The organism is Ectobacillus sp. OTK (assembly GCF_059698935.1).
Genome location: NZ_AP048547.1, coordinates 4,359,331 through 4,376,506, shown reverse-complemented (window position 1 = coordinate 4,376,506; position 17,176 = coordinate 4,359,331). Strand labels below are relative to the sequence as shown.

13 protein-coding genes and 1 pseudogene are annotated in these 17,176 nt (G+C 39.4%); 13 read left to right on the top strand and 1 reads right to left on the bottom strand.

The features are described from left to right. Positions 1-64 precede the first annotated feature (64 nt). From AC6HZ4_RS21740 to AC6HZ4_RS21730, 3 genes are all read left to right on the top strand, one after another. Positions 65-376, top strand: a complete 312-nt coding sequence (locus AC6HZ4_RS21740; protein WP_497491857.1) for a hypothetical protein — start codon at positions 65-67, stop codon at positions 374-376. Positions 377-456: 80 nt separating this feature from the next. Continuing rightward, positions 457-1,380 carry an AEC family transporter gene (locus tag AC6HZ4_RS21735; RefSeq protein WP_497491856.1) on the top strand — a complete coding sequence of 308 codons (924 nt, stop codon included), beginning with the start codon at positions 457-459 and terminating at the stop codon, positions 1,378-1,380. Between the two features lie 208 nt (positions 1,381-1,588). After that, the gene (locus tag AC6HZ4_RS21730; RefSeq protein ID WP_497491855.1) at positions 1,589-2,116 is read left to right on the top strand and encodes a hypothetical protein; all 528 of its coding nucleotides are present in this window, start codon (positions 1,589-1,591) and stop codon (positions 2,114-2,116) included. Between the two features lie 156 nt (positions 2,117-2,272). On the opposite strand, the gene AC6HZ4_RS21725 is transcribed toward AC6HZ4_RS21730, so the two are convergent. After that, on the bottom strand, positions 2,273-2,635 hold the full coding sequence (locus AC6HZ4_RS21725) for a VOC family protein (protein ID WP_497491854.1): 363 nt from the start codon (positions 2,633-2,635) through the stop codon (positions 2,273-2,275). 483 nt (positions 2,636-3,118) lie between these two features. On the opposite strand from AC6HZ4_RS21725, the gene AC6HZ4_RS21720 reads away from it, so the two are divergent. The 10 genes and pseudogenes from AC6HZ4_RS21720 to AC6HZ4_RS21675 all read left to right on the top strand — a co-directional run bounded on the left by AC6HZ4_RS21720 (position 3,119) and on the right by AC6HZ4_RS21675 (position 16,817). After that, positions 3,119-4,741 (top strand): copper resistance protein CopC, encoded by a 1,623-nt coding sequence (locus tag AC6HZ4_RS21720; RefSeq protein ID WP_497495801.1) that lies wholly within the window; start codon positions 3,119-3,121, stop codon positions 4,739-4,741. A 23-nt stretch (positions 4,742-4,764) separates the two neighbouring features. Further along, on the top strand, positions 4,765-5,388 hold the full coding sequence (locus AC6HZ4_RS21715; RefSeq protein ID WP_497491853.1) for a YcnI family copper-binding membrane protein: 624 nt from the start codon (positions 4,765-4,767) through the stop codon (positions 5,386-5,388). Between the two features lie 186 nt (positions 5,389-5,574). After that, complete coding sequence (locus tag AC6HZ4_RS21710; RefSeq protein ID WP_497491852.1) at positions 5,575-5,724, top strand: hypothetical protein; 150 nt, start codon at positions 5,575-5,577, stop codon at positions 5,722-5,724. A gap of 144 nt (positions 5,725-5,868) precedes the next feature. Then, positions 5,869-5,997: pseudogene (locus AC6HZ4_RS21705) on the top strand (opine metallophore biosynthesis dehydrogenase); the annotation flags it as partial. 169 nt (positions 5,998-6,166) lie between these two features. Further along, positions 6,167-7,036: a DMT family transporter gene (locus AC6HZ4_RS21700; protein ID WP_497491851.1), complete on the top strand. Its 870-nt coding sequence runs from the start codon at positions 6,167-6,169 to the stop codon at positions 7,034-7,036. Between the two features lie 896 nt (positions 7,037-7,932). Further along, the gene (locus AC6HZ4_RS21695) at positions 7,933-8,901 is read left to right on the top strand and encodes an ABC transporter substrate-binding protein (protein WP_497491850.1); all 969 of its coding nucleotides are present in this window, start codon (positions 7,933-7,935) and stop codon (positions 8,899-8,901) included. Positions 8,902-8,965: 64 nt separating this feature from the next. Next, positions 8,966-10,513, top strand: a complete 1,548-nt coding sequence (locus AC6HZ4_RS21690; protein ID WP_497491848.1) for a sugar ABC transporter ATP-binding protein — start codon at positions 8,966-8,968, stop codon at positions 10,511-10,513. Next, entirely contained in the window at positions 10,510-11,484 is a 975-nt protein-coding gene (locus AC6HZ4_RS21685) for an ABC transporter permease (RefSeq protein ID WP_497491847.1), read from the top strand. The genes AC6HZ4_RS21690 and AC6HZ4_RS21685 overlap by 4 nt, the downstream gene beginning before the upstream one ends. 318 nt (positions 11,485-11,802) lie before the next feature. After that, positions 11,803-15,390, top strand: a complete 3,588-nt coding sequence (locus AC6HZ4_RS21680) for a GH32 C-terminal domain-containing protein (protein WP_497495800.1) — start codon at positions 11,803-11,805, stop codon at positions 15,388-15,390. Between the two features lie 203 nt (positions 15,391-15,593). Next, complete coding sequence (locus tag AC6HZ4_RS21675) at positions 15,594-16,817, top strand: NosD domain-containing protein (protein ID WP_497491846.1); 1,224 nt, start codon at positions 15,594-15,596, stop codon at positions 16,815-16,817. The last annotated feature ends 359 nt before the right edge of the window (positions 16,818-17,176 follow it).

The window sequence follows — 17,176 nt, the reverse complement described above, 5'->3', positions numbered from 1 at the left end:
TATTTGTATTTTAACTGAACAGCTATTCGTTCTATGATTAAATTGTTGAGGGGAGGCGGAGCAATTGGATGGAAACTCCAAGCAACTTGTAGCAATTTTAATGAATCATGAGGGAAAAGACTTTGATGCAACATTACAGGATGATATAGAAGGTGCTGTTGGGTTTAGTTTTATGAGCTATGTTAAAGCGGCAAAAATCCACACTGAAGCAGGGCGAATAACAGTCAGTGAACCTGTCACGGGAAAATACTTTTGTTTACCGCTTAGTGGTATCTCGGAGATACATGACGAGAGCTGCGGGACGTATGATGTGGCATTTACAGTAAAATACAACAATGCCTATAACGTTTTTATACAAATATTCGAGCCATTTTGAAGGAGGGGAAAGTTGGTATTTTTATATAAAGACTACCCGTGGATTTAGTCTATATAGTTTTGAAATGGAGTTGATATTTTATGGATGTTTTGCTGCTTATCATATTGAATGTCATTGTACCCATTTTCTCTCTGATAGGGATCGGTGTGTTTCTTCATCGAAAGTTCAAATTGGATATGAATACCTTGTCAAAATTAAACAACTATTTACTGATGCCAGCTGTGAGTTTTGTCAACATATACCAAAGTAAAATTGGGGGAGATACACTTTTACGCATTCTTGGTTTTTTAGTCATACAAAATCTTTGTCTTATGATTTTGAGTACAGGAATATCCAAATTATTTAAGTTTGAGCGGGGGTTATCTGTAACCTTCAAAAACAGTGTGGTACTAAGCAATTCCGGGAATTTCGGACTGCCTGTAAGTCAACTTGTATTTCAACATAATTCCTTAGGTTCGTCTATACAAGTTGTCGTAATGATTTTTCAAAATCTTCTTACATATACATATGGATTGTTTAATTCTGTGGCGGTTAATAACAAAGGATTGAAAGCTATTAAGGTATTCCTGAAGAATCCTGTCTTCTATGCTTTTTTGCTAGGTTTGCTTCTTCGTGCTTTATCTATAAAAATCCCTGTATACTTATGGACTCCTATTGAAAAGACTTCCAATGCTTTTCTAGCTATTGCACTTGTTACACTCGGTGCACAAAGTGCTTTTTTACAAATCAATCGCTTTTCTTTACCTTTGGCTCTGAGCCTCATTGGTCGTCTAATCCTTTCCCCGTTCATTGCAATTATTATTATTTTAACTTTAAAATTGGAAGGTATTACAGCACAGGCATTATTTATAGCAAGCTCTTTTCCGACTTCAAGAAACAGTGCCCTTTTCGCTTTGGAATATGGAAATCACCCTGAGTATGCAGCACAAGCCGTTTTGATGTCTACTTTACTGAGTATAATTACAGTAACCATTGTTGTATATGTATCGAAGATTTTATTTTAATTTAAAGCCTCTATTCTATTTAACCAACGAGTGTTCATATTAAGTAAAGCATGTTGATTTATGGATACTATAGTAATACAAGCAAGAGCAGTCTAGATTCTGCCTACAAAAAGCGGATATGATATGCTATATGGTATGCGGATTTCTATGTATGATAAGTACTTTTTGCTGCATATTTGCTATCACGTATGCATGGAGGAGAAAACAAATGCTGCATATTGTGAATGGAGACTCAGTAGCTGAAAAACTGAAGCAAGGAGCTGTCCAAGGGGACATATCAGCACTCCCGTTCGTGAAGGAAGCGTTCCTATTCCACTTATCAAGATTTCCCTCGCTCTATAACGGGATCGGGAAAGTAGAGCAAGCAACTTTAGAGCTTCTGCATAAAGGACCTGCCTATGCATGGGAACTCTTTCATCAAGCAGGGACACAAGAGCGTTGGTACGGCATGGGAGATTTACAGTATTGGGATATCCTGAACAGAATGTCTCAAGGTTCGTATCCTTTAATAGCAATGGAGAGCACGTCATCATTTCCCTCTTGTAACGACCACATCTCGAAATTTCATAATAGCCGTTTCATCCTGACTGATACAGGACACCGCATCCTTACTGGGGAAGGAGACTGGATAGCTATGAATGGGATTGATCAGTGGCTGGGCGGCTTCCATTTGCAGGGACATAGGATTCCATGGCGTTGGGATGGACAGCGGAAAACGCTCGTTACGGTGGAATGAAAATAGTTTTATGGAGTCTCCGAAATTTATCCCTCCCTGCTCACAGTTTAAATGCTATAGGCTAGTCGTTTCTTAGATATGTATGAAACAAATTTCGGCATGAATACAGGATATAGTAAATAGGGCAGATTCAGTTCCATGAATCTGCCCTATTTACTATTGCTTTAATAAGAACACATTGCCATCTTCATCCTTGAATTGTACAAATGTTCCCCACTGCATTTCTTGCGGCTCACCTAAGAATTCAACACCGTTAGACTTTAATTTTTCATATGCAGCTGATACGTCATCACATTGGAATACGATAGATGCTTTCATCCCTTCTGAACCTTGCATCATAGCTTTCGGATAAATAACCAGGCGGGTTTCAGCATTTTTAGGAGCAACTTCAAGCCAGGTTGCATGGGGCCCCATTGGATGGTTCGCCACTACTTCAAAGCCAACCTTTTCTGTCCAAAACTGTTTTGCTTTCTGTTGATCTTCTACATAGACTGCAACTGTTGCAATTTGTTTAATCATTTGTTAACCTCCTGCTATTCTTATGTAACGAATAAGTAAGCGTTGTAAGTCTTTACCTTATATCACCCCTACCCGAGGCGAACGTTTGTTTTTATTTTATCATAAAGAGAAGGGGATTTTCAATAATAGACAATCCATGCTATCTTTTCAGGACGAAACATAGACTGTCTCTCTTTGTCCGTATTATACAATAATTGCATTTGATATGTTTTGCATTCACGGCTGAACAGCTTTTTCAAACATATGTTTTATGATTGGAAGAAAGCGGGCATGATCGCCATAAAAACATGAGGTATCTAACATTATTCACAAGGTCTTCGCATTTTCCTCACATTTTGGTGCCATAATGATATTGCACAACGAATGAATGGTTAGTTTCAGTATCTCCTAGGAACTAGGGAGAGGAAGGAGAGAGTTGGTGAACAGCATTTGATACATATCAAGAAATCGGGTTTCTGGATCGTGTTTTTCTTTTTATATAGTATGTTGTCTCCTATTTTTACATCTGCACATGCTTATATTACTAAAGCAAACCCTATGGAAAATGAGATTTTGACTAAAGCGCCTTCGATTGTAAGCATTGAATTCGATGAGACGATTCAGTCTTCTAGCTTCGATTCTCTTATTGTGGTGGATGCTTCAGGAAATCGTGTAGATTTAAACAATGCTCATGTCAATAAAGAGAATCCAAGGATAATGGAAGCCAGCTTGAAAGCGGATATACCAAATGGTACCTACTCCATTCAGTGGAAAGTGATTTCAGCAGATGGCCATCCTATTCAAGGGGTGATTCCATTTCATATCGGAACTGCTGAAGAAAGTTCTAATACTTCACAAGCACAAACTGCTGGCTATATACCGGGGGCGGATATGCTTATTGAGCGAGGGCTCTTGTATACGGGTTTTTCTCTTTATATAGGTGTTATATTTTTTAATCTTATTATTCGAAAGTCAGATGATCAGAAGGCTGCTAAAGTTCAATCACGAAGTCAGGCCATCCTTTGGTTATCGCTGCTTGGAATTACAGTCAGCCTGTTGTTTAATCTTCCTTTGCAAACAACACTGAGTGCAGATGTACCGTGGTCGAATGCATTTCATTTCTCGTTGTTGAGGGAAACTCTAGGTCTCCCTGGCTTTGGACAAATATGGGTTATTCAAATGATTCTCGTTACTTTGCTTTCTGCGGCAACCTATACTGCTATTAAACGAGGAAGTCTGTCTTCTTCTAAAGCATGGGGAATCCCGCTGATGCTCATAGTGGGACTGCTTGTAACGAAAGCCTTCACCGGCCATGCTGCTGGCTCCAGGTATAGGGAGATAGCGATTTTCTTGGGTTTTTTCCATTTATTAGCTGCCTCCTTGTGGGTAGGAGGGCTAGCTGGAATTGTTTTTCTCTCACCTGCCGATAATGCCGGTGCAGCAAATCATAAGAGAGACGGGTCACTGTATTGGGATGCAATTCGCCGATTCTCTCCCTGGGCAATGGCAGCTGTTTCAGTTATTTTTGTTACGGGAATGGTCAATAGCACATTCTTTGTTCCAACAATCACTTCTCTTTTTCATACAGGTTACGGACAAACCTTGCTAGCAAAGATTATTCTATTTGTAGGGATGGGTGTACTAGGTATTGTTCATTTGGTGAAGAGCAAAATACGCCGAAGTAAAGGGCTTGGGGCTGCAGCAAGCGTTGAATGGAGCTTAGGGATCATTGTGATGGTGCTCGCAGCGCTTTTAACGAATTTGCCAACCCCTCCGATACCAGCAACAGGACCTTTTCATGAAACAAAGCAGTTGGATAATGGGGATCAGCTCACTTTAAGCATTAGTCCTAATACAGTGGGAATGAATACATTTAATGTTGATTTGAAGGATAGGAATGGACAGCCTGTTACCGACATAGAACAACTTACATTGACTGTTTCTTCGCTAGACATGGAGATGGGAAAAGAGACATTTAGGGTTCCAGCTGTATCAACAGGAAGCTTTCAAACAAAAGGGATGTATTTAAATATGACAGGGCGATGGATTATACAGGTTCATGGACTGACAACGTCTCTGGACAGTTTTGATATAGACTTTCATTTGACGGTAGGGAGTCGACAATAAAGAGGGTAAGGGGATTATGAAATATGAGAAAAATGAAAAGGTTAATAGCAACGTTTATTCCAACAATAGCGGCAATGGTTCTTTTTTCAGTATCTGCAAGTGCTCACGTAACTGTAAAGCCAAATGCCTCTACAACGGGAGCATGGGAAACATATACAGTGAAGGTACCTGTTGAAAAAGATATACCCACAACGAAAGTTACCTTGAAAATTCCTGCCGGATTAGAGTTTGAACAATATCAACCTGTATCTGGATGGACATTTAGTGAACAGAAGGATGCATCTGAAAAAGTAATATCCATTACATGGACAGCAACTGGTGAAGGTATTTTACCTGGACAATTTCAACAGTTCACCTTTGTAGCCAAAAACCCGGCCAGTGGACAGAAAGCCGCTTGGGATGCGTACCAATATTATAAGGATGGCAGTATTGTGGAATGGACAGGAGAAGAAGGAAGCAAAACGGCGCATTCTATTACTGAGATTAGCACAGCTTCTTCAACAGAGAGCCAGGATCATGCAATAAAAGATACAGCAAAAACACAATCAAATCCTGGCAGTACACAAACAACCCCAATGATTCTATCTATTATTGCTCTGTTAGTTTCGATTGCAGCGTTAATTAGTGCATTGCGCCGCAAAAAATAGAACTGTGTAGGAATAAGCATTGTTTCAAAAGCTCAGATCCGAATGTAGGATTTGGGTTTTTCTTGTATATCATAATGTTTCCTGAAGTGATATGAAAAAGGAATTTCCCCGCAGTAATTGGCTGCATGTATAAGAAGCGTATGAAAGCGCATAGTAGTAACGATTACGGATAAAGGAGGGATAGCAATGGGAGGCGCTGGAAAGCAAAATAAAAACCAAAAAATGGCGCAATTGAGCCAGCAAGGTGCACATAACGATGTGGAGTTCGGTGCTGAGCAGGGCAATGCACAGTATCAGAGCCAGAAGAAAAGCGGCAAGCAGATGAATAAGAAGTAAAAAACTTGGCCTCGTGCCAAGTTTTTTTGTAGGAGTTAGGAAAGTTTCTTTTCTTAAGATTGATGGGCATGAGCAGAGATGAAAAACTCATAACGACTTGCTGTTTAAGCTAGTTTTGAATAGTGAAAAAAGAATGATGATAATGGAAAGTATTTCGATTTCTCTTCGGTTCCTTACAGGCAAGTGTATAAAGATCAAAATGGAAAGTGGATTCTTCCGAGAATTCCTTTTGAAGACTATAAAAAAATAAAGCTTATTTATGGTTTAGCCTAAAGAGTAAATATTCCTATGTCGCAAACGTTGAGTTTAATCAATTACTTTGAGAAAAGATGGAAGAAATTTATAAAAGAAAAGGTTGAAGACTCTTTTTATCCAGAAGTTTTCGTTGATACTACACAGAATGACGTAGATGCCATATTTAATGAAATGGGGGGGGAGAAAAATGAAAAACGGTGTTGTTCTTGCGATTTTATCTTCCCTTGTTTTTAGTATTATGAATGCTCTTGTAAAAGCGGTTAGTTTGTCAATCCCTTCAGCAGAAGTCGTGTTTTTTAGGAGTATAATCGGGACTATTATCATCTATTTCATGATGAGGCACAGTAAAGTAGTATTCTCTGCAAAAGGAGTTCCCATGCTTGCAGTACGTGGTGTTCTTGGTGCCCTATATCTGCTTGCCTATTTTTATACGATTTCTAAAATACCGCTTGCTGATGCAAGTATATTGGCTCATTTATCGCCCTTTTTCGTAATTATTCTCTCTGCTGTATTTTTAAAGGAAAGAATGTCCCAAAAAGTGCTTTTTTTACTCCCCTTTGTTATTTTGGGTGCCGTTTTACTTGTTAAGCCATTTCATTATTCTACGTATTCTATATATGCGTTTGTTGGCATTCTTAGTGCTTTATTTGCTGCAGGAGCAGCAACATCTATACGCTATTTAAGTAAAGAGCATTATTCGTACGAGATTGTCTTTTATTTCCTGGCGACAGCTACTCTGGTATCTATTCCGCTTATGTGGAATAACTTCGTGGTACCCACATTACTCGAACTTTTCTATCTTGTCTGTATAGGAGTTATTTCTTTGTTAGGCCAAATATTTTTAACGAAAGCTTTTACCCATGAGAATGTTATTGTTGTAGAAATAACTCGATATATTGGAATTGTTTTTAATACGATGTGGGGATTTTTGTTCTGGGCAGAAGTGCCTGATATGCTAACTATTCTAGGGGGAGCTTGTATTATTACTGCTTGCATATCTTTATCGAGGAAGAAGCAAAGCTCTATTGAGGGGAAAGTAAGATTAGCGAAGCAGTAACCTGATATGAACGAAACTGTCAACAAATACATCCCAAATGTTTTTATTTGTGTTATGATCCATCCGTCGGTGGACAGAGTTATCCTTTTTTCAGCTTACCTACCCCGGATCCTTTCACGCTGTGGTTGTCAAGGATGGTTTTTGCCCTTGACAACCTAACAGCGAGGAAAGGATACAATAATTAAGCTGAAAAATGGTAAGTTAAAGAAATTGGGATTGATGTGTATGTCGTTTGTCCATAGTGTATGATGACTATTTTTAAACCATATAAAGCTGAAATAGCTTTATATGGTTTTTTATTTGTTAAATAAATCATTAATGGAATTAAGTGTGATTTATGGAAAAAAATAATAAAAAATCATTGTAATTTACAAATTCATCAATTATAATCATGAATAATCACATTTGATCTCATATACCAAGGTATACGATGATCAAATGATTAAAAGTAAGCAAAGAATTGGAAACGTTTCCGCTGAGTGTCCAAAAATGAGCAAGAAGAGGCAAGGGGAACTATTAAAAGAAAAAAGGAGAGAAAGGAAAATGAAAAAAGCTATGTACAAAAAGTAAGCAAAGAATTGGAAACGTTTCTACTGAGTGTCCAAAAATGAGCAAGAAGAGGCAAGGGGAACTATTAAAAGAAAAAAGGAGAGAAAGGAAAATGAAAAAAGCTATGTACAAAAAGTAAGCAAAGAATTGGAAACGTTTCTACTGAGCGTCCAAAAATGAGCAAGAAGAGGCAAGGGGACTATTAAAAGAAAAAAGGGGAGAAAGGAAAATGAAAAAAGCTATGTACAAAAAGTAAGCAAAGAATTGGAAACGTTTCCGCCGAGTGTCCAAAAATGAGCAAGAAGAGGCAAGGGGAACTATTAAAAGAAAAAAGGGGAGAAAGAAAAATGAAAAAAGCTATGTACAAAGTGTTGGCACCTTTCATGGTTTTATTGCTGCTTATGATGGCAGCCTGCAGTAACGGAAGCAGTGACAAAACTAGCTCGTCCGCTTCAGACTCAAAGGACAAAAAGATTAAAATAGGTTTAACGGTAGGTACATTAAGTAATCCATTCTTTGTTTCTATGTCAAAAGGGGCTAAAGAGGCTGCTAAGGAACTTGGCGGTGAGGCGATTGTTGTAAGCGCTGACTATGATTTATCGAAGCAAATGGCACAGGTAGAAGATTTTATTACGAAAAAGGTAGATATGATTCTTTTAAATGCAGTAGATTCAAAAGGAATTGCAGCAGCTGTACAACAAGCAAAGGCAGCAGGCATTCCGGTTATCGCAGTTGATGTTGGTGCAGACGGCGGAGTAGATGCAACTGTAGCTTCTGATAATTACTTAGCAGGGAAGCTTGCTGGCGAATATCTTCTAAAGCGTTTACAAAACAAAGGGAATATTGCAATTATTGATGGACCTCCAGTAACTGCTGTAACAGATCGTATTAAAGGGTTTGAGGATGCAATTAAAGGAACAGATGTCAAGGTTGTAGCAAAGCAAAACGGTGAAGGTAACAGAGAAAAAGCGTTAACAGTAATGGAAAATATTTTACAAGCGAATCCATCCGGAAAAATCGATGCGGTATTTGCAATTAATGACCCTGAAGCACTTGGAGTAAAGATTGCTGCTGAGCAAGCTAAACGTGATAAGGAGTTCTTTATTGTGGGAGTTGACGGTGCTCCGGAAGCAGTAGACGCTCTTAAAGAGAACAAAAGCTTTGTGGCAACATCTGCGCAGCATCCTGATGAAATTGTAAAAAAAGCTGTTGAGATTGGCATGAAAATTATTGATGGAGAAAAAGTAGAATCTGAGATTAAGGTACCAGTAGAACTAGTCACACAAGAAACAGTTGGCAGCTATAAAGGTTGGTAGGATCAAAGATTTGTAGGAGTTACCAAGCGTTCGTGCTGCAATAATACATAAAAGGAGGGATACTGTGAAGCATCCTAAGACGACAGCCGGTCCTATGGCAAAAGGCAATTCTATTCTTAAAATGTCGGGTATAAGCAAAGCGTTCCCTGGTGTGAAAGCGCTTGATAACGTACAGCTGGAGCTGTATAAAGGGGAAGTGCATGCGCTTATGGGGGAAAATGGCGCAGGAAAATCCACTTTGATGAAAATTTTATGTGGCGTGTATCAGCCGGATTCCGGAACGATAGAGTATAAGAATCAAAATGTGACATGGAAAGATCCTTTAGAGGCGAAATTGAATGGAATTAGTGTTGTCCATCAGGAATTAAAGTTATCTCCTAACTTAACAATTGCTGAAAACATTTTCATGGGAACCGTTTTGCCGAAAAATAAATTTGGCATGGTGAAATGGGCGGAAGTGTATGAGAAAGCGGCTGTGGTTTTGGAATCTATCGGTTCAACGTTAGATTCCAAAACGCTCGTGTCATCCTTGAGTATTGCAGAGCAGCAGATGGTTGAAATTGCGCGTGCGCTTTCGTTTCAAGCGGAAGTATTAATCATGGATGAACCAACAGCAACGCTTACAGACAAAGAAATTGATAAGCTATTTGTTATTATTGATCAGTTAAAGGCCCAAGGCGTTGCAATCGTATATATTTCGCACAGAATGGATGAGATTTTCAAAATTTCCGACCGCTGCACTGTATTTCGGGATGGTCAGTGGGTGAGCAGTATGCCGATTGAAGAGACGAATCCAGATCATTTAGTGAAATTAATGGTAGGCCGTGAACCGAAGGATATATTCCAACGAAAACCGAATAGCGGTGCAGAGGTAAAAGAGAAGGTCCCTGTTTTGGAGGTTAAGGGACTGTCCGATAATAAAGTGATAGACAAGATCAACTTGCAGGTATATCCCGGGGAAGTAGTAGGACTTGCAGGATTAGTCGGGGCAGGACGAACGGAGCTTGTTCGAACTATCTTTGGATCTGTTGCCAATAAATCAGGCGAGATTTGGATTAACGGGAAACAGGCTGATATTGCTTGTCATCGGGATGCGATAGAGAATGGTATTGCTCTTGTACCAGAAAGCAGAAAAGAACAAGGATTGTTTCTCGATTTGTCTGTTAAAGAGAATATAGCGATGACAATGATGCAAAAGTATACCAATGCCGGAATTTTAAATTGGAAAGAAATTCATCAAGAGGCAGCAGATTATATTCAGAAGTTACGTATTAAAGTTTCATCTCCTGAACAAAAGGTAATCAATTTAAGCGGGGGCAATCAACAAAAGGTTGTGTTGGCGAAATGGCTTCTTATCCAGCCAAAAGTGCTGCTTCTGGATGAGCCGACTCGCGGTGTTGACATAGGGGCCAAAGCTGAGATTTATAAAATTATTGATGAATTGGCGAAGTCGGGAATGGCTATTCTTATGATTTCTTCCGAGCTTCCAGAAATATTGAGTGTAAGTGATCGGGTTCTAGTTATGCATGAAGGAAAAATCAGAGCGAACTTGCCAAGAGCTGAAGTGACGCAGGAAAAAATTATGTATTATGCGACAGGAGAGATAGCATGAAAACAGACATGTCAGTTTTACAGGCTAATCGTACCAAGGGAAAATTGAATATGAAAGAGGTATGGAATCAGTATAGCACGATCGTAATTCTTGTGTTAATGTGCATTGTTCTATCAGTTCTCACCCCTAATTTTCTAGAGGTAAATAATCTTCTGAATGTATTAAAGCAAATCTCTATTATCGCTATTTTAGCAGCAGGAATGACATTTGTTATTTTGACTGGCGGAATTGATTTATCCGTCGGTTCTACAGTCGCATTGTCCGGTGTGATATCTGTTATGCTTTCCCAGCAGGGAGTCAATGCTATCGTTGCCATGGCAGCCGGCGTGGCAATTGGTGTGGCGGCTGGATTTGTGAATGGCTATTTAACGGCTAAAGTAAAACTTCCGGCATTTATTGTAACGTTAGGAAGCTTTACATATATCAGAGGACTTGCTTACGTAATTAGCGGAGGATATCCAATCGTATTGACAGATCCGTTATTTAAGTTTTTTGGTGCGGGGGATATTGTAGGCATTCCTACCCCGATTTTCATTATGGCTTTCATTTATGTTATTACTTTCTTCGTTTTAAAATATACAATGTTTGGACGTCACGTCTATGCTATCGGCGGAAACGAAGAAGCTGCCAGTCTGACTGGGATTAAAGTAGGAGCCACGCTCATTAAGGTATATGTAATCAGCGGTCTTTTATCAGGGCTTGCGGGCGTAGTACTTGCGGGCAGACTGTATTCCGGGCAGCCAACAGCCGGTAATGGTTTCGAGCTTGATGCGATTGCCGCTGTTATTCTCGGCGGAACGAGCTTTACCGGTGGGGTTGGAACCATTCGCGGAACGATTATCGGAGCACTCATTATGGGAGTTCTTAGTAATGGTCTCACTTTGTTAAATGTAAGCTATTATTGGCAGCTTGTCATAAAAGGAGCAGTCATCATTCTTGCCGTTCTTTTAGACCGACTTCGTACTAAATAATCGTAGACTATAAAATGAAAAATGTGGGAAGCCAACTGCTATATAATACAACCACAAACAACAGCACCTTGCTTTTGGAGTAGAATGTAGCAAGCGTTTTTTTGAGGGAAACATTCTAACACATGCTTACGCTAAAAATCTGTACTGCTTGATATCGGCTACTACTGGCAACTCGTTGTGAAAGGTGGAGTCATCATTGCCGCTGTATTACTTGATTGTTTGCGAAACCAATCTGAACAAGCATAAGTCGAGTGATGTAAAAAATTTAAGGGGTGAAACGACTTGAAAAAACCTGTGAAAAAGCTGTTGACGGTAGGGATGGCATCTTTCTTTGCCTTATCATCAGCGGTTCCCGCATTTGCGGAGGACCCGGGATACTACCAAGAAAACTATCGTAACCAATTTCATTTTTCTCCAGAAGCTAACTGGATGAACGATCCAAATGGAATGGTTTATTATGACGGGGAATATCATCTTTTTTACCAGTACTATCCTTATGGAACAACGTGGGGACCGATGCATTGGGGGCATGCCGTCAGTACCGATTTAGTACACTGGGAACATCTTCCTATCGCCTTATCTCCTGATGAAAATGGCGATATTTTCTCAGGAAGTGCGGTCATTGATTGGAACAATACAGCGGGATTTGGTAAAGAAGCGATGGTTGCAATCTTTACCCATTCTGGGGAAAAGGGACAAGTTCAAAGTATTGCGTACAGCAATGATAAAGGAAGGACATGGAAAAAGTATGAGGGTAATCCTGTTATGCCGGATGCACCCATTCCCGACTGGCGTGATCCCAAAGTTTTTTGGCACGATGAGACAAATCAATGGGTGATGTCTCTAGCTGCGAAAGATAGAGTGATGTTCTATACTTCTCCAGATTTGAAAAATTGGAAATATGCAAGCGAGTTTGGTCCTGACGGCGGTATTCAAGCAAACGGACAGTCCGGTGTTTATTCGTATACCTTGTCACCTCAAAAGGGTGGATCTTTTGCGCTAGAAGGGGACATTACTCTTGTTGAAAAGAATGGTCGAGAAGGAGCGGGGGGGCTTGTTTTTCGTTCGAACACAGATGCAACCAGCGCATATATGGCAAAAGTGGATGCAGAAAAAGATCTCGTAACGTTAAGTAAAATCGATCAAGGGAAGGTAACCGATATTGCTTCAAAATCAATTAATCTTGAAACGTCTCAAACCTATCATGTAAAAGTAGAGGCAGAGGCAAGCCAGTTAAAAGTCTTCCTCGATGGTAAGCAAGCTGTTGAAGGAACAGACTCATCCTTTGAAAATGGACAGTTTGGATTAACTGCATGGAATTCTACTGCTACGTTTCGTAATGTGGAATTTATAAACAAAACCAACTTTGTGACGAACTTGTCCGGGTGGAAAACAGTAAATGGTACATGGAGCGATACCAATGATGGAAAACGAGGAAATTCTGACGGCGATGCATTTATTATGAGTGAGGATCAGGGAGATCAATTTAGTTACGAGACAGAAATTACTATTTCAGGTGATAAAGGAGGAAAAGGTTCAGGTGCACTCGTATTCCGCGCAGATGCAAATGCAAAAAACGGATATGTCGCTAACATTGATGCCTCAACTGATACAATCAAGCTAATGAAGCTTGAAAATGGAACCGCCACTGTGATTGCTGAAAAAAATACCAAGATCGATACGGATCAAAAGTATCGACTCAAAGTAAAAGCAGCTGGTGATCAAATCAAAGTATATCTAGACGATAATCTTATTTATGATGTGAATGATGCAACCTTTTCAAGCGGTTTGTTCGGTTTACATGTTGGGAACTCTTCTGCATTGTTCCAAAATGTTAATACAGGCAAATATATTGTGACAGAAGCAAAGGAAATTGAAAACCACGATTTTGAAACAGGAGATTTGACTGGCTGGAAAGCGGTAAGAGGAGATGCGTTTACAAACGATCATGTGACCGACACGACATCATATTGGGGGGGGGCCTTTGATCAACAAGGAAAATACCATTATTGGGGGTTTTCTGACAAGCATAAAGGAGACGATGCGACAGGAGAAATGCATTCTTCTTACTTTAAGCTAAGCGGTTCCGGTGAAATCAATTTATTAATCGGCGGCGGAAATGACATTACTAACCGCTATGTTTCCCTAGTAAGAGCTTCCGATGACAAAGAATTAATTCGCCAAGCAAATACAAAATTTGCTAATGAACAGTATCGCCGTTATGTGTGGGACGCGTCCAAGTATGTAGGAGAAGTAGTGTATATTAAAGTGGTCGATAATGCTACAGGGGGCTGGGGCCATATTAATATTGATGATGTTAACGTATATAATACAGGTAACATGCCTGCACAAGTTGACAATGTAGCACAAGAACAAGAATCTCAGGTTGCAGAACAAAGAGATAACGGAAAGTTAACTGACTGGAATACAGTGACAGGTGACTGGGTAGCGTCTACTTACGGAAGTAACAATGGTATATGGGAGTGCCCTGCATTATTTCAACTTCCGGTGGACGGAAATCCGAACAACAAAAAATGGGTGTTACAAGTAAGTATCAATGATGGTGCACCAGCTGGCGGCTCAGGTATGCAATACTTTGTCGGTGATTTCGATGGAAAAACATTTAAAAGTGAAAACCCGCCTCAGCAGACATTGTGGTCTGACTACGGTGCAGATTTTTATGCAGGGGTAGAATGGAGCGGGATTGAAGGTAAAAACGGGGAGAAGTATTGGCTTGGCTGGATGAGCAACTGGCAGTATGCAAACAATACACCAACTACGACATGGAGAAGTTCTACATCGTTACCTAGGGAATTAGAGTTAACGAAAACGACAGAAGGGCTTCGTTTAAAACAAACACCAATTTCGTTGCAAGGAATTCGCAAGCATCAAGAGAAAACATCGTTTGAGAATAAGACAATTTCCGGAAATAGTAATCTTCTTTCAGGAATTACCGGAGATACTTTTGAAATCATTGCGGAATTTGATGTTTCCGGTACAAAAGCAACGGAGTTTGGACTCCAGGTTCGTAAAGGAAGTACGGAACAAGCTACAATCGGTTATGATGTAAGTAGTCAGAAACTATTTGTTGACCGAACGAATTCCGGAGGCTTTAACTTTGGACAGAATGTAAAAGGAAAGCACACTGCCCCACTGAGTTCAACAGATGGAACGGTAAAAATGCATATTTTCTTAGATCGCTCCTCTGTTGAAGTGTTTGGAAACAATGGTGTAAGCGTTATTACTAATCAACTGTTTCCGCTGCCGTCAAGCAACGGTTTAGAGCTTTATAGTAAGGGCGGAGAAGTCAAATTAAAATCGCTTAATATTTACCCATTGAAGTCCATTTGGGGAAAGAGCCCTGTTCATACAAAAATGTCAGGATGGACAACAGTTAATGGTCTTTGGGCCGATACGATTTCCGGAAAGCAAGGCCAAAGTCAAGGAGATGCGTTTATTCTTTCAAACGAAAAAGGCAGTGATTTTACGTATGAAGCGAAAATTAAAGTACTTGATACTGATTCCCACCCAAGCGATCCATCCAAAGATACAGTTGGAAATTCAATCGGTGCCGGCGCGTTAGTATTCCGCTCTGATGTAGATGCGAAAAATGCCTATGTTGCAAATGTTGATGTTCTCAACAATGTGGTCAAATTAATTAAGTTTGCTGATGGAAGAGGCACGGATCTCGCTGTTTATAATGACAACGGAAATCTAGATTTAAAAGCGAACACAGATTACCATCTGAAAGTGATTACAAAAGGTGAAAGTATTAAAGTTTATCTGGATGACAAGCTTGTCATTGAGGCAGCGGACAATGCATTTAAAGAAGGCTATGCCGGATTAAATGTATGGCACTCTACAACTGTGTTCAATCAGATTAAATACAATTCTAAAAAACAATAATAGCAATGAGGCATCTGTACAGGCTATCGATTCATTTGATAGCCTGTAAGATGAAAAGGATATTGAGGTCCTATGTTTCTAACAAATCATATTTGCACCAGAACCAAAATATGGAGCAACTAATGGTATAAAAATAAGTTTTGAAAATTCACAAGCCCCAACAGGAAAATTATTAATTTTTATCAAATTAATGGGAGGACAATATGGAAACAAATAAATCTATTCAAAAGCCATATTCAAAAGAACGACGGAACTTTGTAGTAGGATTATCTGTTTGGTTATTAACATTTTTAAGCGGTTTTCCTTTTAAGACAAAGGTAAGCGCTTCCAATGAAACGATCTATTACCCAGTAGATTCTGGAGCACAGTTAAATAACCCCAATTTTGACAACGCACCTATTATTAATAATCTTATTAATAATATGCCTCCATCTGGAGGAGTCATTGAATTACCAGCAGGAGAAATGTGGATTCATTCTCCAATTAAAATTAATCGCTCTTATGTGACAATCAGAGGCGTTAATGCAGGTACACGTTCGAATATCGACCCCGAAGAACAAACAGGTCTAACTCATCCAGGTGGAGGAAGTAAACTTGTATTAGGTAATAACTGTCAAACAGCTATCGTTTCTGAAAGACGCGTTGGAGCACCACGAGTATCTTCGATTCAACTGGAAAGCTTTTTGATTCAAGGTCGTGGAACAGATAAAGGTCAAATTGCTGTTAATATCGACCAAGATAATGATGCAGTTCGTATTATTGGTGTTTCAACTATCAACGTAGATACAGGTTTACGATTAAAGGGAGCTGACGCATGCACAGTAAGAGGCTGTTGGATTTCAGAAGTTCGTAATGGACTTCTTTCGGTCGGTGCTTCTCAGCAATTATTAGTAGCCAATAACTACTTTGGAACACAACCGTTAGGAAAAAGTGTATTTTTAGAAAATCCTAACTGGGCAAATATTGTAGGTAACAACATCTATCCTGATGGACATGTATGTTTAGAAGCTATAGGAGCCAATGACTGTACATTTACAGGAAATAATATCCAAAGTTACTACACTGGTGCTGTTATTATTAAAGGAAATGGAAATTTGTTTTCTGGGAAAGTGCAAGCGCTCAGAGATGGTGCAGGTAACTGGAAAAGTGACCCTATTGGGCGTGATGGTCTTTATGGACTGATTCATGTTAATGGAAATGATAATCATATCACAGCGTCAACTATCAATTCTGCTCAACCAGAAAATGACACTCGTATCTTAATTATGGGTGGTAATGGAAACTGGGTGACTAATACCAAGATTTATGGTATTTCTTCGAATCGAAAAGTTGTAGTCAATGGTTCCTGCGTGGATACACGTATTGTTCATTCTGCGTCATCATTAGATGTAGATAAAGCTAGTTCAAATACAACAATCGTTTGGTAATTTATTGCTCTGCTATTAGGTCCAGTACCAGCGTCGGTGCAACCAAGGACAAAGTATCTTTGGAGAATGCCACGCTATAATGGGTAATCAGGCATAAGTTATATGGAAAGTTGCTGATTTTACAGTAACAAAAACGGTCTGTTTAGATACGGTGCCAATTTGCACTATATTTACTACCACAATGCGCCAGAAACGGCGTAACAAAATACTGTCATATAATTACCTTGTAACAATACTTAGTTAAAACCTACTACCTATCGCACTTCCTCATCTGATTCTGCTGCAATTACTTTGTAACAATACTTAGTTAAAACTCTTTGTGATACATTAAAAACCACTTAGATTTTGAAATTTCCATT